This is a genomic window from Pseudomonas putida, assembly GCF_028682475.1.
Classification (GTDB): Bacteria; Pseudomonadota; Gammaproteobacteria; order Pseudomonadales; family Pseudomonadaceae; genus Aquipseudomonas; species Aquipseudomonas putida_AG.
The window spans coordinates 37,328-56,923 of record NZ_JANHLE010000011.1 but is presented as its reverse complement, the minus strand read 5'-3'; the positions used below and the strand labels follow the sequence as shown (position 1 = coordinate 56,923).

The following is a 19,596-nucleotide window of genomic DNA, read 5'->3' as shown; positions in this document are numbered from 1 at the left end:
AGATTGCAGAATAGTCGACAATACAGTTGTGTGACAGCCCCCTGCCGCCACTTTCTGACGCCCATAAAAAAGCCCGGTGAGCGGCACTCACCGGGCTTTTCAGAGGGTGTTAGCGCGCTGCGCCAAGCTTGCCCTTCTCGTCGGAAAAGACGATCTCGACCCGCCGGTTCTGCGCCCTGCCCCGCTCCGAAGCATTGGCTTCGACCGGGTACTGGTCGCCATATCCTTCGACCTGAATGCGCTTTTCGTCGACTCCCAGGTCGACCAGCATATCCGCCACCGCCTGCGCCCGGTCGCGGGACAACTTGAGGTTGTCCTCCGCAGCACCGGTGCTGTCGGTGTAACCCTCGATACGCACGACACGCTTGGGGTTGAGTTGCAGGAACTGCACGAGCTTGAGCACGGTTCGATTGGCCGAGTTCTTCAACTCGGCGCGACCTGTATCGAACAGTACATCGCCCAGGGTCATGACCAGGCCGCGATCACTCTGGGTGGTAGCCAGGCTGACAATCTGCGCCTCCAGCCACTTGCCCTGCTGCTGCACACTGGCAAGCTTGGCCTCACGCAGCGCCAGCTGCAGGCGTTGACGCTCAAGCTCAAGCTTGGCCAGACGCTCCTGGTTGAGCACCAGATTGCTGTGCTCACGGGCAATATCACTGTAGCGCTGGCTCAGGTAGGCATAGTGGCGCACATCGGCACCGGTCCCGAAGTAGCTGGACAGCCGATCGGCACGCGCCAACGACTCACCCGCGCGAATGACATCGCGCGGCGCACTGCGCAGCACATCGGAATCGTCCTTGACGGTCTGGAATTTGGCTGTCGCTTCATCCAGCGCCGTCTCGCTGCGCTGACTGGCGCAACCCTGCAGACCGACGAGTCCGAGCAGCAACAAGGCGGCCATAGGTTTGATCGAACTCACGGCTGTTCTCCCAACTGTTTACGCAGGCGATTGACCCGCGATTGCAGCAGGTCGAGCTGCTCTTTGCTTTTGCTGGTCAACACCCGCGCCTCGGCCAGGCGTGCGTCGAGCTCGGCCTGTTCGGCGCGCATGCGTGCATCGCGATAGGCTTCATGGCTCATGTTGACCTGGGCCCGGGCCATTTTGTCTTCGGCCAGCTTCAGTTCTGCCACTTCATCGGTCGCACCGACGGCCTTGGCCTGCGCCAGCGCCTGCTCGGACAGGCGCAGCTGTTCATTGGGGGCCGGGTCATTGGCGCATCCGGCCAGGGCCAGCAGCGCCAGGGCGGCGAATAGTGAATGAGTTCTCACGCAATCTTCCTACTGATTAGGGGCATCCAGCGGTACCTGCATCTGCGCCTTCCAGCGCTCGACATTGCGTTGCAGCACCGCCTGGGACACGCCGGAGGCCGGCAATTCTGTCAGCTTTTTTGCCAGTTGTCCGCGCAACCAAGCGTCATTGCATGCCGAATTATGCGACAAGGCTAGGTACAAACCAGGACGGTCCAAGGGCAAGCCACGGGCGATCAACGCATTGCTCATGCCCAGGGTCTGGGCCATGGCCATACCGGCGTATCGTCCGGCCAGCACATAGTCGACCTGACCAAGCAACAGTTTCTGAAACGCCTGGGTCAGATTCTGCGCTGGCGCAAGCCGCAACTGACTCTTGGCGTAGGCTGAAAATTCCGGGGTAAGGCGGGCTTTTTCCGAAACACTGCCCTGGTGCTCGCGCAGATCGGACAAGGTGTCGTAGACCAGCGACGAGTCGTGGCGAGTCCAGACTACGTACTCGTTGTTTAACAACGATGGGTGGACATAGTCCACCGTAGTGAGCTCGGCCACCGCGAAGGGTGAGTCAATCAGCAGATCCACACGACCGCTGCGCACTTCTTCCAGCGCCTGGTTGCGCGTTCCGCTATCAAGCACTTCAACCTTCAGGCCCAGCTCGCCAGCAACTTGTTTGAACAGATCGACGTTGGCGCCGATCAGGTGTTTGGGATCTTGCGGGTCACGCCAGGAATAAGGCGGAGCATCAGGGCTGCCGGTAGCCACCAGCCGTTCGCACTTACCCACGGCCCACGCCGACAACGGCATCACTAGCGTAGCGAAAACCAGCGCCGTGTTGATTCGGCCATGCCATCCCATGCAATCACTCCCACCCTTAATACCCTGAATGAAAAAGCCCGATCAATCGAGCTGCACAAGACTGGCTTGCGCAGCCCGAACGGATCGGGCTCTTTTATAAGTGAAGCGGCTGGATTAAACCAGCTTCTCCAGCTCAGGGATGGCTTCGAACAGGTCAGCGACCAGGCCGTAATCGGCCACCTGGAAGATCGGCGCTTCTTCGTCCTTGTTGATCGCAACGATCACTTTGGAGTCTTTCATGCCGGCCAGGTGCTGGATCGCGCCGGAGATACCGACGGCAATGTACAGCTGTGGCGCAACGATCTTGCCGGTCTGACCGACCTGCATGTCGTTCGGTACGAAACCTGCGTCAACGGCAGCGCGCGAAGCGCCGACAGCAGCGCCGAGCTTGTCAGCCAGGGCGTACAGGTGCTTGAAGTTGTCACCGTTCTGCATGCCGCGGCCGCCGGAAACGACGATCTTGGCAGCGGTCAGCTCAGGACGATCGGACTTGGCCAGCTCTTCGCCAACGAACGCCGACTTACCAGCGTCGTGAGCAGCAGCAACCGCTTCAACCGCAGCCGAACCACCTTCAGCAGCAACGGCATCAAAGCCGGTGGCACGCACGGTGATGACCTTGACGGCAGCGCTCGACTGCACAGTGGCAATGGCGTTACCGGCATAGATCGGACGCTTGAAGGTGTCAGCCGATTCCACCGAGATGATTTCGGAGATCTGGTCGACGTCCAGCAGCGCTGCAACGCGTGGCAGGATGTTCTTGCCGTTGGAAGTGGCAGGTGCCAGCACGTGGCTGTAGCCCTTGCCCAGCTCGGCTACCAGCGGAGCAACGTTCTCTGGCAGTTGATGGGCGTAAGCGGCGTTGTCGGCAACCAGCACCTTGGCAACGCCAGCGATCTTGGCTGCAGCTTCAGCAACACCACCGACATTCTGGCCAGCGACCAGCACGTGGATGTCGCCACCGATTTTAGCGGCAGCAGCAACAGTGTTCAGGGTGGCCGGGGCAACGGCACCGTTTTCGTGTTCAGCGATAACCAGGATAGTCATTTAGATTACCTTCGCCTCGTTCTTCAGTTTCTCGACCAGTTCAGCAACCGACTTGACCTTGATACCCGCGCTGCGTGCAGCTGGCGCTTCGACTTTCAGGGTCTTGTTGGTGGAGGCGGTGGAAACGCCCAGCGCGTCTGGAGTAACGGTTTCCAGCGGCTTTTTCTTGGCCTTCATGATGTTCGGCAGCGACGCGTAGCGCGGCTCGTTCAGACGCAGGTCGGTGGTGACGATTGCTGGCAGGTTGAGTGCCACGGTCTGCAGACCGCCGTCGATCTCACGGGTGACGTTGACCTTGTCGCCAGCCACTTCAACCTTGGAGGCGAAAGTGCCTTGCGCGAAGCCGGTCAGCGCCGCCAGCATCTGGCCGGTCTGGTTGTTGTCGCTGTCGATCGCTTGCTTGCCAAGGATCACCAGCTGCGGCTGCTCTTTGTCGACCACAGCCTTGAGCAGTTTGGCCACGGCCAGCGAGGTCAGCTCTTCAGCGGACTCGACCAGCACGGCACGGTCGGCACCCAGTGCCAGGGCGGTACGCAGTTGCTCCTGGGCAGTGGCCGGGCCGACGGTAACGACGACGATCTCGCTCGCAACGCCCTTTTCTTTCAGGCGTACGGCTTCTTCTACGGCGATTTCGCAGAAGGGGTTCATGGACATCTTGACGTTAGCAAGGTCGACGCCGGAGTTGTCCGCCTTGACGCGAACCTTGACGTTATAGTCGACCACTCGTTTGACAGCTACAAGAACCTTCATGGATTCCTCGTTACTCTCCGGTGAAAAGAATGTCGCCTGGGGCAAACCCGGCGATTGCGCGTGGGTACAAGGGCACCTCTAAAAACGATTGCAGCCGATAGAATTTAACCCTGACCCAGCAGTCCCAATTCGACCTTGCAGCAGCAAAACCCGTGAGTCATTTTCTGTCGTGGTGTGTAAACTCCACTACAAAGCGGCCCGCGGCCCAGCTGCCCTGCTTTTCGCCTGGTTTTTAGGGGTGCACCTGCATCCGGCGGTCAGCCTACGGCGAGCGCAAAACCGCTCGTATCTTGACCGTAACGCCCAATCCGGTCAATACGGCAAACCGGTCAGATTCACGCCGTGCGTCTTTGATTTTACTGGCCTGCGGCAAATTCAAACAAACGTTTGTATTGGACCCCGTGAGTGGTGTAGATATAATGCGCGGCCAAGAGAAAGCGGTGTAGTCCGTCATCACTCGAGCTACAGCTTACACGTAGTAAAAAATGACCGCCTGACACCCGCCAACAAAGAAAAACCGATGAGCCTTGAGTAGGAGAGAACCTGTGGAACGCGAATACATGGAATTCGACGTGGTCATTGTCGGCGCTGGCCCGGCTGGCCTGTCCGCCGCCTGCCGACTGAAGCAGAAGGCCGCCGAAGCCGGTAACGAAATCAGCGTCTGCGTGGTCGAGAAAGGCTCGGAAGTCGGTGCCCACATCCTCTCCGGCGCGGTTTTCGAACCGCGTGCCCTGAACGAACTGTTCCCGGACTGGAAAGAGCTCGGCGCCCCGCTCAACACCGAAGTCAAACGCGACGACATCTACGTGCTCAAGGATGCTGGCAGCTCGGTCAAGGTCCCGGACCTGTTCGTGCCCAAGACCATGCACAACGAAGGCAACTACATCATCTCCCTGGGCAACCTGTGCCGTTGGCTGGCCCAGCAGGCCGAGAACCTGGGCGTGGAGATCTACCCGGGCTTCGCCGCCCAGGAAGCGTTGTTCGACGAGAACGGCGTAGTCCGCGGGATCATCACCGGCGACCTGGGTGTCGACCGTGAAGGCAACCCGAAAGAAGGCCTGTACACCCCGGGTATGGAACTGCGTGGCAAGTACACCCTGTTCGCCGAAGGCTGCCGTGGTCACATCGGCAAGCAACTGATCAAACGCTTCAACCTGGACAACGAATCCGACGTTCAGCACTACGGCATCGGCCTGAAGGAAATCTGGGAAATCGATCCGGCCAAGCATGAGCAAGGTCTGGTTGTGCACACCGCTGGCTGGCCACTGGATGTCATGGCCAAGGAAAACACCGGCGGTTCGTTCCTCTATCACCTGGAAAACAATCAGGTGGTGGTTGGCCTGATCGTCGACCTGTCCTACTCCAACGCTTACCTGTCGCCGTTTGACGAATTCCAGCGCCTCAAGCACCACCCGGTGATCAGCCAGTACCTCGAAGGCGGCAAGCGCATCAGCTATGGCGCCCGCGCCCTGGCCAAAGGCGGCTTGAACTCGCTGCCGAAAATGGTCTTCGCCGGTGGCGCCTTGATCGGTTGCGACCTGGGCACCATGAACGTGGCCAAGATCAAGGGTAGCCATACGGCCATGAAGTCCGGCATGCTCGCTGCCGACGCAGTGGCCGATGCCCTGCTGGCCGGTGGTGAAGGCGGCGATCAACTCAACAGCTACGTCGAAGCCTTCAAGGCCAGCTGGCTGTATGAAGAGCTGTTCTCCAGCCGTAACTTCGGCCCGGCCATGCACAAGTTCGGCCCGATGCTCGGCGCGGCGTTCAACTACCTCGACCAGAACTGGTTCGGTGGCAAACTGCCGTTCACCCTGCACGACACCAAGCCGGACTACGCCTGCCTGAAGCTGGCTGCCGACTCGAAGAAAATCGATTATCCGAAGCCCGATGGCAAGCTCAGCTTCGACAAGCTCAGCTCGGTGTTCCTCTCCAGCACCAACCATGAAGAAGAACAGCCTTGCCACCTGAAGCTGGCCGACGCAAGCATCCCGATCGGCACCAACCTGCCGCTGTATGACGAACCGGCCCAGCGCTACTGCCCGGCTGGCGTATACGAGGTGGTGACCCAGGAAGACGGCAACAAGCGCTTCCAGATCAACGCCCAGAACTGTGTGCACTGCAAGACCTGTGACATCAAGGACCCTTCGCAGAACATCACCTGGGTGACGCCGGAAGGCGCTGGTGGTCCGACTTACCCGAACATGTAAATCAGGCTGCCAACAAAAAGCCCCCTCGCCTGGCGGCCAGGGGGCTTTTTGTTGCACATCGGTTAGCGTCAGCAGCGTACGGCCTGATCCTCAAACCCGAGCGTTTCCCGCGCCCCGTAATACACCGCCGTCAACAGCCCGACCACACCCATGACCAGACTGAAAACCACGCATACCCACGGACTCCACGGCATCAGCGCAATCAACATCAGCGGCGTGGTACTGGCCCACAGTGCATAGGCGATGTTGTAGGTAAAGGAAATCCCCGACACGCGGATCGACGCCGGAAACAGCCCGACCATCACCGACGGCACCACACCGACCACACCACAGGCCAATCCTGCCAGGGCATAGGCCAGCCCGGGCCACTGCCAACCACCCACCAGGCTCGCATACAAAGCACCAATGCCCAGCGGCAGCAGCAAACTGTAGAACATCAGCGCGCGCCAGGCGCCGACCCGGTCGACCAGCAGCCCGGCCAGCACGCAACCAATGTTGAGAAAAACGATGCCCATGCTGCTCAAGGCGAAGGTGTGTCCGGCACTCATGCCAAAGCGCTGCTGCATCACCGTCGGGGTTATGACCACCAACACCACCACCGCCGAGGTCAGCACACAGGTCAACAGCACGGCAGGAATCAGCGCCCGCCGGTGCTCACTGAGCACCGTGCGCAACGGAAATGCCACCGGCTGCTCGCGGCGCTCGCGCAAGGCCAGGAACACCGGCGTCTCGCTCAACCAGCGGCGCAGCCACACGCCGATGACCCCGAACACCCCACCCAGCAGGAACGGCAAGCGCCAGGCGTAGTCGAGGATCTCTTGTGGGGTGAACAATTGCGCCAGCAGCGTCGCCGTCAAGGCGCCAAGCAGATAGCCGAACGTCAGCCCTGCCTGGAGGAAGCCCAGCGCATAGCCGCGCCGTCCGGCCGGTGCGTGCTCGGCAACGAACACCCAGGCACTGGGCACTTCGCCGCCTACCGCTGCGCCCTGGAAAATCCGCAGCGCCAGCAGAATCAGCGGGGCGAAATAGCCGATTTCGGCGTAGGTCGGCATCACCCCGATCAACAGGCACGGCAAGGCCATCATCAGGATACTCAAGCTGAACACCTGCTTGCGTCCCAGGTGGTCGGCAAAGTGCGCCATCAGGATTCCGCCCAGCGGCCTGGCCAGGTAGCCGGTGACAAAGATCCCGAAACTCTGCAACAAGCGCAGCCATTCGGGCATCTGCGGCGGGAAGAACAACTGGCTGAGGGTCAGGGCGAAGAACACGAAAATGATGAAATCGTAGATTTCCAGTGCGCCGCCCAAGGCCGCCAGGCTCAGGGTTTTGTGGTCACTGCGCGTCAGGCGTAGCGCTGGCGCAGGCGTGGTGGCTGTCATAAGGGCATCCGTCAATCGATGGGCATCGACGCGCTCTGCGGCGCGCCCGGGCGAACGCCAGAGGATAGCAAACCACACCGCAAGGATGTGCCAGCTGATGCCACGACTCAGGATTGACGGGAAAAGATCGACGGCGCAAAACTCATTCGCCGCGGTGAATACCCCGCAGAAGGCGTCCGTTCGAACACACCTGGCAGCTGCCCGATGACTTTCGGCGAGTCGATGATCGCCATGAAGGTATGCATGGTCTCGTCGTCTGGGACCTTGGGAAGGCTGACACTCACCGCTTCGCGCTGGCCACTGGGAATGGCCGGCACTTTCAGGTGCTGGGACTGGTACAGCAGGGCGTGCTGGATCTGCACGCTACCCCGGCAGAAACGCTCCAGGTCGACCCCGACATGGCTGGCCAGGTCTATATTGCCCACCAGCAGGTTGAATGGCTGCAGTGCGCTCTGCACAAGGCGCTGCAAGTCTTCAAACGATTCGACGGGAGCAATGCGATAGTAGCCCATGCCATTGAGGATTTTCTCCAGCTGCAGCAATTGCATCGGATGCTCGTCGGCAATCAGGATCCGTAGTGATTTGTTTGGCATCGTCTATGACCAAGGCTTGATAGCGTTAGTGACGTTCCTTGACCTTACTGCGCCAAAAACTCAACTACAGGCTGGTGGCGGGCACTTCGCCGGATATAGGGTCTTTCTTGATAGTTGTTGGGAAATCCACAGAAAGCAAGCGCGGCCACAACGAAATTTTCACACGTCCCCGGTAATCCACCCGTATCAGGACTCCCACTGACGCATGCGCACACGGCAGTGTTTCATCGCATTGACGATGTGTTTTTCCACCAGGCTGCGGGAAATATCCAGACGTTCGGCGATTTCCTGATGTGACAGATCTTCGAGAATGCGCAGCAGAAAGCTGTCGCGGCAGGGCTAGCTCAACTCACCGAGGGCACGCTGCATCAACGCAGGCGCTGTCGCAGCTCCTCAGCAAGACGGACCTATCAGACCTCTCCTGCCCAGTGATCGGACATGAATGACTGTCAGCAAAAATCGGCGCTGGTAAATTCCTCGGCAACCGGCTCGTCTATCTGGGAGCCGCCCATGCCTGTACTGCCTGTCAGCATGAAACCACGGCCCAACCCCTTGGCTGGAAACCCACATGAGACGTCCTTCAACTACCCGCCGTCTGTTGCTTTGCGGCCTCGGCCTGCTCAGCTTGGGCGCCCTCCTTGCCTGGAAAGCCCTACCCGCTGGCGGTGACTTGCTCAGCACCGTGGCAGTGACACGCAGCGATATCGAAAGCAGTGTGACCGCGCTAGGCACTTTGCAGCCCCGACGCTACGTGGACGTGGGTGCCCAGGCTTCAGGGCAGATCCGCAAGCTGCATGTGGAAGTTGGCGACCCGGTCAAGGAGGGGCAGTTACTGGTCGAAATCGACCCTTCCACCCAGCAGGCCAAGCTCGATGCCGGGCGCTTCTCGATTGACAACCTCAAGGCCCAGCTAGCCGAACAGCAAGCGCATTACCAGCTCGCCGAACAACAATACAAGCGCCAGCGCAATCTGGCCGCCGGAGGCGCAACCCGCGAGGAAGACGTCCAGAGCGCCCTGGCCCAGCTCAAGGTGACCCAGGCGCGCATCGACATGTACCGCGCGCAGATCCGTCAGGCCCAGGCCAGCCTGCGCAGCGACGAGGCCGAACTGGGCTACACGCGTATCTACGCGCCGATGTCGGGGACCGTGGTCGCCGTGGATGCACGCGAGGGCCAGACCCTCAACGCCCAGCAACAGACACCCTTGATGCTGCGCATCGCCAAACTGTCGCCGATGACCGTCTGGGCACAGGTATCGGAAGCCGATATCGGTCACGTCAAACCCGGCATGTCGGCCTACTTCACTACCCTGGCGGGCGGCAAGCGCCGCTGGACCAGCAGCGTACGCCAGATCCTGCCGGTACCCCCCAAGCCCCTGGACCAGTCGAGTCAGGGTGGCGGCAGCCCGGCCAGCGCCAGCGGCACCGGCACGGGCAGCAAAGTGGTGCTGTACACCGTGCTGCTGGACGTGGACAACCCTGACAATGCCTTGATGGCGGAAATGACCACCCAGGTGTTTTTCGTTGCCGGCCGCGCCAGCAAGGTGCTGACCGTACCGGTGGCCGCCCTGGATGAAGACGCCAGCAACGAAAACATGCGCATTGCCCAGGTACTCGATGCCAACGGCAAGATCGAGCAACGCCAGGTACGCACCGGGCTGAGCGATCGCCTGCGGGTACAAGTGCTTGAAGGCTTGAACGAAGGCGAGCACTTGTTGATCGGCGCACCTGCTGCCAGCGGAGGTTGAATGAGTACGCCGCTGATCGAACTGCGTGACATCCGCAAATCCTACGGCGGGGTCGACACCCCGAAGGTCGAGGTGGTGCGAGGCATCAGCCTGGCGATCCACCCGGGCGAGTTCGTTGCCATTGTCGGCGCATCCGGTTCCGGCAAGTCCACCTTGATGAACATCCTCGGTTGCCTGGATCGTCCGACCTCCGGGGACTACCTGTTCGCCGGCAAGAACGTTGCCGAGCTGGACAACGACGAGCTGGCCTGGTTGCGCCGTGAAGCCTTCGGTTTCGTGTTCCAGGGCTACCACTTGATCGCCTCCGGTTCGGCCCAGGAAAACGTCGAGATGCCGGCCATCTATGCCGGTACCCCCGCAGCCGAACGCCATACCCGCGCCAGCGCTCTGCTCGATCGCCTGGGGCTCGCCAGCCGTACCGGCAATCGCCCGCACCAGCTCTCCGGTGGCCAGCAGCAGCGCGTGTCGATTGCCCGCGCATTGATGAACGGTGGCCATATCATCCTGGCCGACGAACCCACCGGCGCACTCGACAGCCAGAGCGGCGCCGAAGTCATGGCCTTGCTCGATGAGCTGGCCAGCCAGGGCCATGTGGTGATCCTGATCACTCACGATCGCGAAGTGGCGGCCCGGGCCAAGCGCGTCATCGAGATTCGTGACGGTCTGATCGTCAGCGACTCGGCCAGCGAACAATCCCCCGCCGCCGTTGGCGCACCCGGCCTGCAGGCTGAAGACCTGCGCCAGCGCCTGGACCAGGGCGCCACCCACAGCGGGGCCTGGAAGGGCGAAATGGTCGAGGCGCTGCAAGCGGCCTGGCGAATCATGTGGATCAACCGTTTTCGCACCGCCCTGACGTTGCTCGGTATCGTCATCGGCGTGGCTTCGGTGGTGGTCATGCTCGCCGTCGGCGAAGGCAGCAAGCGCCAGGTCATTGCGCAGATGGCCGCGTTTGGCTCCAACATCCTCTACCTGGGTGGCAGCATGCCCACCCTGCGTGAGCCCCCCGGGGTCATCACCCTGAACGATGTTGCCGCGCTGGGCAGCCTGCCGCAGGTGAAAATGATCATGCCGGTGATCGGCAACAAGTTGATGGTGCGCTACGGCAACAACAACCAGGAATTCTATGTCGGCGGTAACAACACCCACTTCTCCAACATTTTCAACTGGCCGGTGGTTGAGGGCAGTTTCTTTACCGAAGCCGATGAGCAAGCCGCAGCTGCCGTCGCGGTGATCGGCCAGAAGGTCAAACAAAAGCTGTTTGGCACCCAGATCGACCCGATCGGTCAGTACATCCTGATAGGAAACGTGCCCTTCCAGGTGCTCGGCATCCTGCAAGGCAAAGGCGCCAGTTCAGGCGATCAGGACAGCGATGAGCGCATCGTGGTGCCCTACTCGGCAGCCGCAATCCGCTTGTTCGGCAGCCACGACCCGGAGTACGTGACCATCGCCGCTGCCGACTCGCGGCAGGTGGCCGAAACCGAAGCGGCGATCGACAGATTGATGCTCAAGCTGCACCACGGCAAACGCGATTTCGAGTTGAGCAACGACGCCGCGCTGATCCAGGCCGAAGCTCGCACGCAGAACACCCTGTCACTGATGCTTGGCTCGATTGCCGCAATCTCGCTGCTGGTCGGCGGTATCGGCGTGATGAATATCATGCTGATGACCGTGCGCGAGCGCACCCGCGAGATCGGTATCCGCATGGCCACTGGCGCCCGTCAACGCGACATCCTGCGCCAGTTCCTCAGCGAAGCGGTGCTGCTGTCGATGGTCGGCGGCCTTACCGGCATAGCCCTGGCCTTGCTGATAGGCGGCGCGCTGCTGCTTGGCAACATTGCCGTGGCCTTCTCTCTGCCTGTCGTGCTCGGCGCCTTTGCCTGTGCAGTGGTCACCGGGGTGGTGTTCGGTTTCATGCCGGCACGCAAAGCCGCCCGTCTCGACCCGGTCAAAGCCCTTACCAGCGAATAATCAATGAACGTGCCCAGCCGTCTCAGTGTGTTGTCCATCAGCTTGTTCATCGCCGCGTGCAGCAACAGCCCCACGCCACCACAAAGTGGTCTGCAAGCGCCGGATGCCTGGCAAAGCCAGACCGCCACACTCGCTCAACCAATGCCGCAACAGGACTGGTGGAAGCAGTTTTCCAGCGCCACGCTCGATCAACTGATCGCGCAAGCGCGGCAAAATAGCTTCGACCTCGCCGCTGCCGCCGCCAGGGTGCGCCAGGCCCAGGCCTCGGCGGTGATCGCCGGCGCCCCGCTGCTGCCGGAGGTCAAGTTCGGCCTGGATGGCAGCCGCCAGCGCCTGCTGCACGGCAATGGTTTCGACCAGCTCGACGCCAGCAGTCGCGAACGCACCAGCACCTCGTTCAATACCCGCCTGAGTGCCAGCTACGAGATCGACTTCTGGGGAGGCAAGACCGCCGCCCGTGACAGCGCCCTGCTTGACCTGGAGGCCAGCCGTTTCGACCGGCAAACGGTCGAACTGACCCTGCTCAGCGGCGTCGCCAACAGCTACCTGCAAAGCCTGGCGCTGGCCGAGCAGGTGCGTATTGCCCAGCTCAACCAGGCCAATGCCAAGGACGTGCTACGCCTGGTGCAGGCCCGCTACGACTCAGGCTCGGCCACGGCCCTGGAGTTAGCCCAACAACGCAGTCTGGTCGCTGGCCAGGCACGCCAGGTGCCGTTGTTTGAACAACAGCTACAGGAAACCCGCATCACCCTGGCAACCCTGCTTGGTGAACCGGTACAACAACTGACGCCGATCCAGGAATCGCTCTACGGGGTGCGCTGGCCGGAGATTGGTAGCGGCGTGCCCAGCGAACTGCTCAGCCGTCGTCCCGATATTGCCGCCGCCGAAGCACGCCTGGCCGCCGCCCAAGCCAATGTTCAGGTGGCGCGCGCGGCGATGCTGCCAAGCCTGACCCTCGGCGCTGACCTGGGGTCGGGCGCCGACACCTTCGCCCAGACCCTGCGCAGCCCCTACTACGCCCTGAGCGCCGGTCTGGCTGCGCCGATCTTCAACAATGGCCGTCTGCGGGCTGAGCGGGACAAGGCACGGGACCGGCAGGAAGAGCTGTTACAAAACTATCGCAGCAGCATCATGGTCGGCTTTGCCGACGTCGAGAAAGCCCTCAACGCTATCAGCGGTGTGGACGATCAGCGCCAGTGGCAGGATCAGGAAGTCGAGCAAGCGCGTACGGCCTTTACGCTGTCGGAAAGCCGTTACCGGGCCGGTGCCGAAACCTTGCTGACGGTGCTGGAGACCCAGCGCACCTTGTACCAGGCTCAGGACCAGCAGGCACAGCTGCGTCTGGCGCGACTGCAAGGCAGTGTGGCGTTGTACAAGGCGCTGGGAGGGGGTTGGCAGGTGTCTCGGTAAATACCTCATCGCGGGGGTTGCCCCGCGATCAAGTGTTCAGGAAATGATGCCGCGCAACGAAAGATGCCGCGCATACCACGGCCGTTGCGGCACACGGCGGACCAAATCAGCGATTTTGTCGTCTTCACCAAAAGTTATACGCAACGCCAGTTTCATGGTTTCCACATCCATCTCCACCGACTTGCCAGGCAAGGTCCCAGGCACGGTACTGCAGCCATGGGTCACAGGCCCCAACCAGGGATCCTCGACCTCGACCCAGCGCCCCGGGGCGAACCATTTCACGCCATTGACCTCAAGCCTGCGCACCTGGCCCGGGTTGTGCCGCTCATGGGCGCGATACCAGTCTTCGATGCGATCGTCGATCCAGCCATGAAAGCCCCAGAATACTGGGCTCACATGCGAAGAAAACGGATCGCCTAGGAAGTCGTTTTCCGCGCCGAACCAGCGCGAAGCAAAGTCAGCCGGATCGCGGGCAAACGGTACCGGCGCACCGTTGACCGGATCCCGCGGTATCGAGGCCCAGCACATGTGCAACCAGTCATGCAGGTTCATCTCCAGCTCCGAGCCGAACGTACCCAGCGTCAGTTTCGACAGGTAGAGCGGATCCTGGTACTGCGACTCCCAGACCTGAAAGTTACTGCAGAACGTTTCACCGGCCTTGATCGCCGACACCCACTGGCCATAGGCATCATCGCCCGGCGCCTGCCAGGTTGGCGGCACGCAATAGCCGTCATGGTTGTCGAAGTAGCGGGCGAAGCCCTGACGGTCCTGTTCGACGTTGGGTTTTGGCAAGGGGAAATGGGTCCAGGACGGCAGCTCCTGCAGGGTGCGGGCAGTAGCGAGCATGTCCCGGTGCATGAACAGAAAGTCGATACCCGATCCATTGCGATGTTTGCGCGGGCCACGGGCGTCGCGTTCCCGGTCCCGAGGCCCGGGTTGCCAGCCGAGTCCACGCAAGGCGCCGCGTTTTTCTTCAGACAGGGTGTGCCACTTATCCCGGGTGGCATGCCAGAGCTGGTGAAACAGACGGTGCTCGGCGCTGATCACCCAGGCCTGCATTTGCGCGGTATAGGGCAAGCGCTCACGGGCCTCGGGGAACAGACGTTTGACTGCAACAAATTGGCTATCCAGCAGCGGCAAGGCCATCGAGCGGTCCAGCGGCTGCAGGCGGCCACTCAAGGTGCCGCTGCCGGCATTGGCAAAACTGCCCCAGACTTCATCCAGGCTGGCAATACACTCATAATCGGTGCCGCCGTGATTGCTCAGCAGGCGCCAGCGCACTTGTGCGCTGGAGGCGCCGACCAGGTCACCCACCACCCGGTAAGCCACAGGCCCCGGTCCCTCAAGACGGCTTTTTTCATCGACGAAGCCACGCAGTCCGCGCCCCTTGTTCGCAACGTCCAGATACAGCTGCAGCCCTTGCTCGGGCAAGCCGGCAAGTCCGCCCTGGCTGCCGTAAACGCGCAGATCCCAGACCCCACGGAGCTGATCCGCCAACTGCTGACCGGCGACATCGGCCAGTTCGACACTGGCCTCACCCGGCGTGACGATATCGTCCTCAGGGTCATGGGTCAGTTCCTTGTGCGCGTAATAGGCCGCAGGCACCGCTGCCCCCGCCACTGCCAGGCCCGCTATGAATCCTCGTCGCGATATCGTCATTGTCCTACCCGTGTCCGCCATAAAGCAGGCTTTATCCAAGCTAGGACGTATCGTGGAGCGGAAAATTTAACGGCCAGACCGGCGCCTAATTCAGCTGTGCGGGGATTCGTTTCTCAGGTGAATTCTCTGCAAAAGGGTATCGCCCATGTCTTCCTCCACCTCCTTGGCCAGCGCTTTGGGCAACGGCCTGCGCAAGCTGGTTGGCAAACCGGCCAGGCCCAGTGGTTACCGTGTGTTCGATGTCGAGCTCAAGGCAGTCATTCGCCTGAGCCCGTCGCTCACCCGCTTTGTTTTCAGTGGTGACGACGTCGCACAGATGCACACCCTGGCTGCCGACCAGCGCATCAAGATTTTCTTTCCCAATGCCAACGGCCAGCCACCGCAGTTGCCCAAACAGGGCTCCTGGCAGGAAGCCCGACGCGGTCTGGATGCCCGGAGCAGCCCGCCAATGCGCACTTACACCATCCGCGCTCTGCGCCGAGAGGCGCGGGAGGTGGATGTCGACTTTGTCCTGCATGGCGTCAATGGTCCTGCTTCAGCCTGGGCAACCCAGGCCCGTGTCGGTGATCGCCTGCAGATGGTCGCACCCAATTTCGCCTTCGCCGGCGACCCCGGTGGATACGAATGGCGACCGCCAAAAGACTTGCGCACCTTGCTGCTGGTCGGTGATGAAACCGCCCTGCCCGCCATCGCCGGGATTCTTGAACAAATGGTTTTGGACTACCCCAACGTACCGGTGCAGGCATTCATTGAAGTGCCCGGCGAACAGGACTGTCTTGATTTGACCTGCAGCGCGGTGACAGAGCTGACCTGGCTACCGCGCGATGTGCTCAACGGTGAGCATGGCGAAGCGATGATTCATGCCGTGCGCGAACTGGCACGACTGCCGCGTAGACAGCTCGACACCACCGATGCGCTTGAGGAGGTCGACATCGACCAGCAGATTCTCTGGGAACGCGGGGTGCCCAGCGCTGGTGAGTTCCACGCCTGGATTGCCGGTGAATCTGCGGCGGTGATGGGTATCCGCCGCTTCCTGGTCCAGGAGCGGGGGCTGGACCGCAGGACATTGACTTTGATGGGCTACTGGCGCGCTGGGCGCTCGTTCGATTGAAATGCTGATCGCGGGGCAAGCCCGCTCCCACAGGGCCCGCGTTTAACCTGTGGGAGCGGGCTTGCCCCGCGATCGTGCCCTCAGAGACCCGCCACAGCCGCTGCCAGCGCCCGCCCAAACCGCGCAGCCACTTCATCGACTTGCTCAGCGCTAATCACCAGCGGCGGCAGAAAGCGCACAACAGCACCCTGACGCCCTCCCAGTTCAAGAATCAGACCACGCTTGAGGCACTCGCGCTGAACCAGCGGTGCCAGCTGCGGGCAAACGGCCGGGTGGCCCTGGGCATCCCTGGCACTGGCCGGATCAACCAGCTCGACGCCGAGCATCAAACCACGGCCACGAATATCACCCAGTTGCGGGAAGTCTGCCTGCAAACGGCGCAGATGCCCAACCAGGCGCTCTCCCATTGCCTGGGCATGAGCGCACAGGTCGTGATCCTTGATGTACTTCATCACCGCCGAACCGGCGGCCATGGCCATCTGGTTACCGCGGAACGTGCCGGCATGCGCCCCTGGCTGCCAGGTATCCAGCCACTGACGGTAAACCACCACGGCCAGGGGCAGGCTGCCACCAATGGCTTTGGACATCACCACCACATCTGGGACGATGCCCGCGTGCTCAAAAGCAAACATCTTGCCGGTACGCGCAAATCCACTCTGGATCTCATCGACGATCAACGCCACACCGGCTTGCTCGGTAATCCGCCGCACGCCGCGCAGCCATCGCAGATCCGCCGGAATCACCCCGCCTTCACCTTGCACCGCCTCGACGATTACCGCGGCCGGCAATTGCACACCGCCCTCCGGATCGTTCAGCAGGTTCTCCAGATAATGCAGGTTGACCTTGACCCCCGCCTCACCGCCCAGTCCGAACGGGCAACGGTAGTCGTAGGGATACGGCAAAAACTGCACGCCATTGCTCAGCAGCCCGGCCAATGGCTTTTTCGGTGCCAGGCTGCCCATCAGGCTCAACGCCCCCTGGGACATGCCGTGGTAGCCGCCCTGGAACGACAGCACGGTGGTGCGCCCGGTCGCGGTGCGCACCAGCTTCAGCGCCGCCTCCACCGCATCGGTACCGGTCGGCCCGCAGAACTGGATCTTCGCTTCGTCACGCAGCGCCTGCGGCAACAGGCCGAACAGGTCCTGAACGAACTGATCCTTGACCGGCGTAGTGAGGTCGAGGGTGTGCAGGGGCAATTCGTCGGCCAATACCTGCTGGATCGCCTCGATCACCACCGGGTGGTTGTGGCCCAGCGCCAGCGTCCCGGCCCCGGCCAGGCAGTCGATGAACTGACGCCCTTCGACATCTTCGACATACAGGCCACGGGCCTTTTTCAACGCCAGGGGAATGCGTCGCGGGTAACTGCGGGCATTGGACTCCTGCTGCTTTTGTCGGGCCAGCAAGGGGGATTCTTCGAAGTGATAAAGCGTTTCGGCAGCGGCCAGGTCCGAAGACACCGACAGCGGCTGGGCAAGGCTGATAGCGACTGACATCTGGGGAAACCCTCGCAAGCAAGCGGATGAGCCCGTCACGCGCCTGTCACCAGATGTGTGTCGGGTTGTTATCGCTTGAAAAACGCTTCAGCGCCTTGCGGATTTAGCCCCGCGATCAACTACTGCGCACGTAAAGGGATATGCAAGAACACCCGCAGGCCATCGCTCTGGCTGTCGAAGCGCAGCGACCCGGCACAGCGCTGGACAATCGCCTGAACAATCGCCAACCCCAGCCCGCAACCGCCGCTTTGGCCATTGCGCCAGAAACGCTCGGTGAGGTGTTCAAGGTCCTGCTCGACGATTCCCGGGCCGTGATCACGCACCCGGAAGGCCACCTGGCCCTTTTCCATCTGCACCGCCAGCTCCACCGGCGCCGGGCCCCGAGTGTGGCGCAACGCATTGTCGAGCAGATTGCGCAAAGCGGTCACCGCCAGTGGCGAGGGCATCCCGAGGTACGCCTGAGCGGCCTCTGGTGCCAATTGCAGGTCAATGCGTTGCGAATCGCCAACCCCGGTGTCCTGGATGGCCTGGCGAGCCACCTGTTCGGCGCTGCACTGCACCCCGTCGTCAAACGACAGGCTGCCTTCAACCCGTGCCAACAGCAGCAACTGCTCCAGGGTCCGGTGCAAACGGTCAGCGCCCTGTTCTGCGTGCTCCAGCGCTTGCTCACGAACCGCGCCATCGGTCATCCGCGCCACCTGCAGGTGGGTCTTGATCGCGGTCAGCGGCGTGCGCAGCTCATGCGCGGCGTCGTCGGTCAGGCGCCGTTCACGCTCGATTGTCTGGGCAATGCGCAAGAACAGCTGGTTCTGGGTATCCAGCAGGGGCTTTAACTCGCTGGGCAAGGCGCGCACTTGCAACGGTTCCAGCGCATCAGGGCTACGCCGGCGCAGCGCATCACGCATGCGGTTGAGCGGTGCCAGGCCCTTGCCGATACCGATCCATAGCAGCCCAAGCGTTCCCAGCAAGGCGACAAACACCGGTGCCGAAGCCGCCAACAGGATCGAGCGGTTCAGCGCCTCACGCTCCTGGTGACGGTCGGCCGTGGTGATACGCACATCACCGCGGTAATAGGTAAACGTACGCCAGCGTGCACCCTCGATGGTCTGGTCGCGAAAACCGCTGCGATCGTCGTCGAGGGTGTGTCCCTGGCTATGATTTCGGGCAATGATCTCGCCACGCAACGAACTGACCTGACAGGCCATGCCATCCGGCACGCTGAGCTGGTCGGCACTCAACTTTGTGCCCTCGCCCTTGGCTGTCAGCGGTTGCGGCAACTGATCGATCAGGCCGGCAACCATGCGCGCCGAAGCCACCAGGCGCTGGTCGAGGGAAAACATCATCTGATAGCGCAGGTCGCGCAGCATCCAGGCCGCCGCCAGGGCCCAGATGAGCACGAAGGCGGTGCCGAGGATCAGCGTCAGGCGTACGCGCAGGCTCATGGCTGCTCGACCTCCGGCACCTGCGCCGGCCCCAGGCGGTAACCCAGGCCGCGTACGGTTTCAACGATGCCGTTGCCCAATTTGCGGCGCAGGTGATGGATATGCACGTTCAAGGCATTGCTCTCGACCTCGTCGCCGAAGCCATAGACGCTGTCCTTGAGCTGCTCGCTGGACAGCACCCGGCCACGGTTGTGCAACAGCGCCTGCAACAGCGCCTGCTCGCGTCGTGACAGGTCGATGGGTACCCCGCCCAGGCAGGTTTCGCGGCTGCTGGGGTCGTAGCTGAGCGGGCCGTGTTCGATGATATTCACCGCGCGCCCGGCTGAGCGTCGCAACAGGGTATGCAGGCGCGCAGCCAGCTCGCGCAGGTCGAAGGGTTTCAACAGGTAATCGTCGGCACCGGCCTGCAGGCCGTCGACCCGGTCAGTGACCGCATCGCGGGCGGTGAGCACCAGCACCGGCAGGCTCTCACCCTGCTGGCGCAGGCGCTGCAGCAGTTTCAGACCATCTTCATCGGGCAAGCCCAGGTCCAGCACCATGACATCGAAGGCTGCTGCCTGGAGCATGGCCTGGGCCGCAGCCGCCGTGGCGACCCGGTCCACGGTCATGCCCTGGGCGGTCAACCCCGCGGCGATACCGCTGGCAATCAGGTCGTCATCCTCGCAGAGCAGTACGTGCATGGTCGGT

The 19,596-nt window shown here is 61.9% G+C and carries 16 protein-coding genes and 1 pseudogene; 5 read left to right on the top strand and 12 right to left on the bottom strand.

Annotation, left to right across the window (positions count from 1 at the left end):
- Positions 1 to 109 precede the first annotated feature (109 nt).
- The 5 genes from NPS47_RS11560 to NPS47_RS11540 form a co-directional block, all read right to left on the bottom strand.
- Positions 110 to 901 (bottom strand): OmpA family protein, encoded by a 792-nt coding sequence (locus NPS47_RS11560; protein WP_157194783.1) that lies wholly within the window; start codon positions 899 to 901, stop codon positions 110 to 112.
- A gap of 14 nt (positions 902 to 915) precedes the next feature.
- On the bottom strand, positions 916 to 1,269 hold the full coding sequence (locus NPS47_RS11555) for a DUF4398 domain-containing protein (RefSeq protein WP_038613130.1): 354 nt from the start codon (positions 1,267 to 1,269) through the stop codon (positions 916 to 918).
- A 9-nt stretch (positions 1,270 to 1,278) separates the two neighbouring features.
- The gene (locus NPS47_RS11550; protein ID WP_274295094.1) at positions 1,279 to 2,103 is read right to left on the bottom strand and encodes a substrate-binding periplasmic protein; all 825 of its coding nucleotides are present in this window, start codon (positions 2,101 to 2,103) and stop codon (positions 1,279 to 1,281) included.
- A gap of 114 nt (positions 2,104 to 2,217) precedes the next feature.
- Positions 2,218 to 3,147 (bottom strand): electron transfer flavoprotein subunit alpha/FixB family protein, encoded by a 930-nt coding sequence (locus tag NPS47_RS11545; protein WP_274295093.1) that lies wholly within the window; start codon positions 3,145 to 3,147, stop codon positions 2,218 to 2,220.
- The gene (locus NPS47_RS11540; RefSeq protein WP_009396278.1) at positions 3,148 to 3,897 is read right to left on the bottom strand and encodes an electron transfer flavoprotein subunit beta/FixA family protein; all 750 of its coding nucleotides are present in this window, start codon (positions 3,895 to 3,897) and stop codon (positions 3,148 to 3,150) included.
- Positions 3,898 to 4,442: 545 nt separating this feature from the next.
- On the opposite strand from NPS47_RS11540, the gene NPS47_RS11535 reads away from it, so the two are divergent.
- The gene (locus tag NPS47_RS11535) at positions 4,443 to 6,107 is read left to right on the top strand and encodes an electron transfer flavoprotein-ubiquinone oxidoreductase (protein WP_274295092.1); all 1,665 of its coding nucleotides are present in this window, start codon (positions 4,443 to 4,445) and stop codon (positions 6,105 to 6,107) included.
- A 68-nt stretch (positions 6,108 to 6,175) separates the two neighbouring features.
- On the opposite strand, the gene NPS47_RS11530 is transcribed toward NPS47_RS11535, so the two are convergent.
- The 3 genes and pseudogenes from NPS47_RS11530 to NPS47_RS11520 form a co-directional block, all read right to left on the bottom strand.
- The gene (locus NPS47_RS11530) at positions 6,176 to 7,486 is read right to left on the bottom strand and encodes an MFS transporter (protein ID WP_274295091.1); all 1,311 of its coding nucleotides are present in this window, start codon (positions 7,484 to 7,486) and stop codon (positions 6,176 to 6,178) included.
- A 107-nt stretch (positions 7,487 to 7,593) separates the two neighbouring features.
- Entirely contained in the window at positions 7,594 to 8,079 is a 486-nt protein-coding gene (locus tag NPS47_RS11525) for a histidine kinase (RefSeq protein ID WP_274295090.1), read from the bottom strand.
- A 186-nt stretch (positions 8,080 to 8,265) separates the two neighbouring features.
- Positions 8,266 to 8,448 (bottom strand): annotated as a pseudogene (locus tag NPS47_RS11520) (sigma factor-like helix-turn-helix DNA-binding protein); the annotation flags it as partial.
- 199 nt (positions 8,449 to 8,647) lie between these two features.
- Between NPS47_RS11520 and NPS47_RS11515 the strand changes: the two are divergent.
- From NPS47_RS11515 to NPS47_RS11505, 3 genes are read left to right on the top strand one after another with little or no spacing between them, the layout of a single operon-like run.
- A complete protein-coding gene (locus NPS47_RS11515) occupies positions 8,648 to 9,826 on the top strand; it encodes an efflux RND transporter periplasmic adaptor subunit (protein ID WP_274295089.1) in 1,179 nt (392 codons plus the stop codon).
- Positions 9,827 to 11,794, top strand: a complete 1,968-nt coding sequence (locus NPS47_RS11510; protein ID WP_274295088.1) for a MacB family efflux pump subunit — start codon at positions 9,827 to 9,829, stop codon at positions 11,792 to 11,794.
- A 3-nt stretch (positions 11,795 to 11,797) separates the two neighbouring features.
- Positions 11,798 to 13,204 (top strand): efflux transporter outer membrane subunit, encoded by a 1,407-nt coding sequence (locus NPS47_RS11505; protein ID WP_274295087.1) that lies wholly within the window; start codon positions 11,798 to 11,800, stop codon positions 13,202 to 13,204.
- Positions 13,205 to 13,240: 36 nt separating this feature from the next.
- On the opposite strand, the gene NPS47_RS11500 is transcribed toward NPS47_RS11505, so the two are convergent.
- Entirely contained in the window at positions 13,241 to 14,863 is a 1,623-nt protein-coding gene (locus NPS47_RS11500; protein ID WP_274295086.1) for a twin-arginine translocation signal domain-containing protein, read from the bottom strand.
- 145 nt (positions 14,864 to 15,008) lie between these two features.
- On the opposite strand from NPS47_RS11500, the gene NPS47_RS11495 reads away from it, so the two are divergent.
- On the top strand, positions 15,009 to 15,974 hold the full coding sequence (locus NPS47_RS11495; RefSeq protein WP_274295085.1) for a siderophore-interacting protein: 966 nt from the start codon (positions 15,009 to 15,011) through the stop codon (positions 15,972 to 15,974).
- Positions 15,975 to 16,054: 80 nt separating this feature from the next.
- Here the strand turns inward: NPS47_RS11495 and NPS47_RS11490 are convergent, their stop codons facing one another.
- The 3 genes from NPS47_RS11490 to NPS47_RS11480 all read right to left on the bottom strand — a co-directional run bounded on the left by NPS47_RS11490 (position 16,055) and on the right by NPS47_RS11480 (position 19,589).
- A complete protein-coding gene (locus NPS47_RS11490) occupies positions 16,055 to 17,467 on the bottom strand; it encodes an aspartate aminotransferase family protein (RefSeq protein ID WP_274295084.1) in 1,413 nt (470 codons plus the stop codon).
- A 119-nt stretch (positions 17,468 to 17,586) separates the two neighbouring features.
- A complete protein-coding gene (locus NPS47_RS11485) occupies positions 17,587 to 18,909 on the bottom strand; it encodes an ATP-binding protein (RefSeq protein WP_274295083.1) in 1,323 nt (440 codons plus the stop codon).
- The gene (locus NPS47_RS11480; RefSeq protein WP_274295082.1) at positions 18,906 to 19,589 is read right to left on the bottom strand and encodes a response regulator; all 684 of its coding nucleotides are present in this window, start codon (positions 19,587 to 19,589) and stop codon (positions 18,906 to 18,908) included. Before NPS47_RS11480 ends, NPS47_RS11485 begins: the two co-directional genes overlap by 4 nt.
- Positions 19,590 to 19,596 lie beyond the last annotated feature (7 nt).

Bases quoted from the DNA above. Each gene is read 5' to 3' on its own strand.
- NPS47_RS11480 (WP_274295082.1), bottom strand. From the start codon at position 19,589: ATGCACGTACTGCTCTGCGAGGATGACGACCTGATTGCCAGCGGTATC.
- NPS47_RS11510 (WP_274295088.1), top strand. From the start codon at position 9,827: ATGAGTACGCCGCTGATCGAACTGCGTGACATCCGCAAATCCTACGGC.
- NPS47_RS11525 (WP_274295090.1), bottom strand. From the start codon at position 8,079: ATGCCAAACAAATCACTACGGATCCTGATTGCCGACGAGCATCCGATG.
- NPS47_RS11490 (WP_274295084.1), bottom strand. From the start codon at position 17,467: ATGTCAGTCGCTATCAGCCTTGCCCAGCCGCTGTCGGTGTCTTCGGAC.
- NPS47_RS11505 (WP_274295087.1), top strand. From the start codon at position 11,798: ATGAACGTGCCCAGCCGTCTCAGTGTGTTGTCCATCAGCTTGTTCATC.
- NPS47_RS11500 (WP_274295086.1), bottom strand. From the start codon at position 14,863: ATGACGATATCGCGACGAGGATTCATAGCGGGCCTGGCAGTGGCGGGG.
- NPS47_RS11545 (WP_274295093.1), bottom strand. From the start codon at position 3,147: ATGACTATCCTGGTTATCGCTGAACACGAAAACGGTGCCGTTGCCCCG.
- NPS47_RS11515 (WP_274295089.1), top strand. From the start codon at position 8,648: ATGAGACGTCCTTCAACTACCCGCCGTCTGTTGCTTTGCGGCCTCGGC.
- NPS47_RS11550 (WP_274295094.1), bottom strand. From the start codon at position 2,103: ATGGGATGGCATGGCCGAATCAACACGGCGCTGGTTTTCGCTACGCTA.
- NPS47_RS11540 (WP_009396278.1), bottom strand. From the start codon at position 3,897: ATGAAGGTTCTTGTAGCTGTCAAACGAGTGGTCGACTATAACGTCAAG.
- NPS47_RS11560 (WP_157194783.1), bottom strand. From the start codon at position 901: ATGGCCGCCTTGTTGCTGCTCGGACTCGTCGGTCTGCAGGGTTGCGCC.
- NPS47_RS11485 (WP_274295083.1), bottom strand. From the start codon at position 18,909: ATGAGCCTGCGCGTACGCCTGACGCTGATCCTCGGCACCGCCTTCGTG.
- NPS47_RS11530 (WP_274295091.1), bottom strand. From the start codon at position 7,486: ATGACAGCCACCACGCCTGCGCCAGCGCTACGCCTGACGCGCAGTGAC.
- NPS47_RS11495 (WP_274295085.1), top strand. From the start codon at position 15,009: ATGTCTTCCTCCACCTCCTTGGCCAGCGCTTTGGGCAACGGCCTGCGC.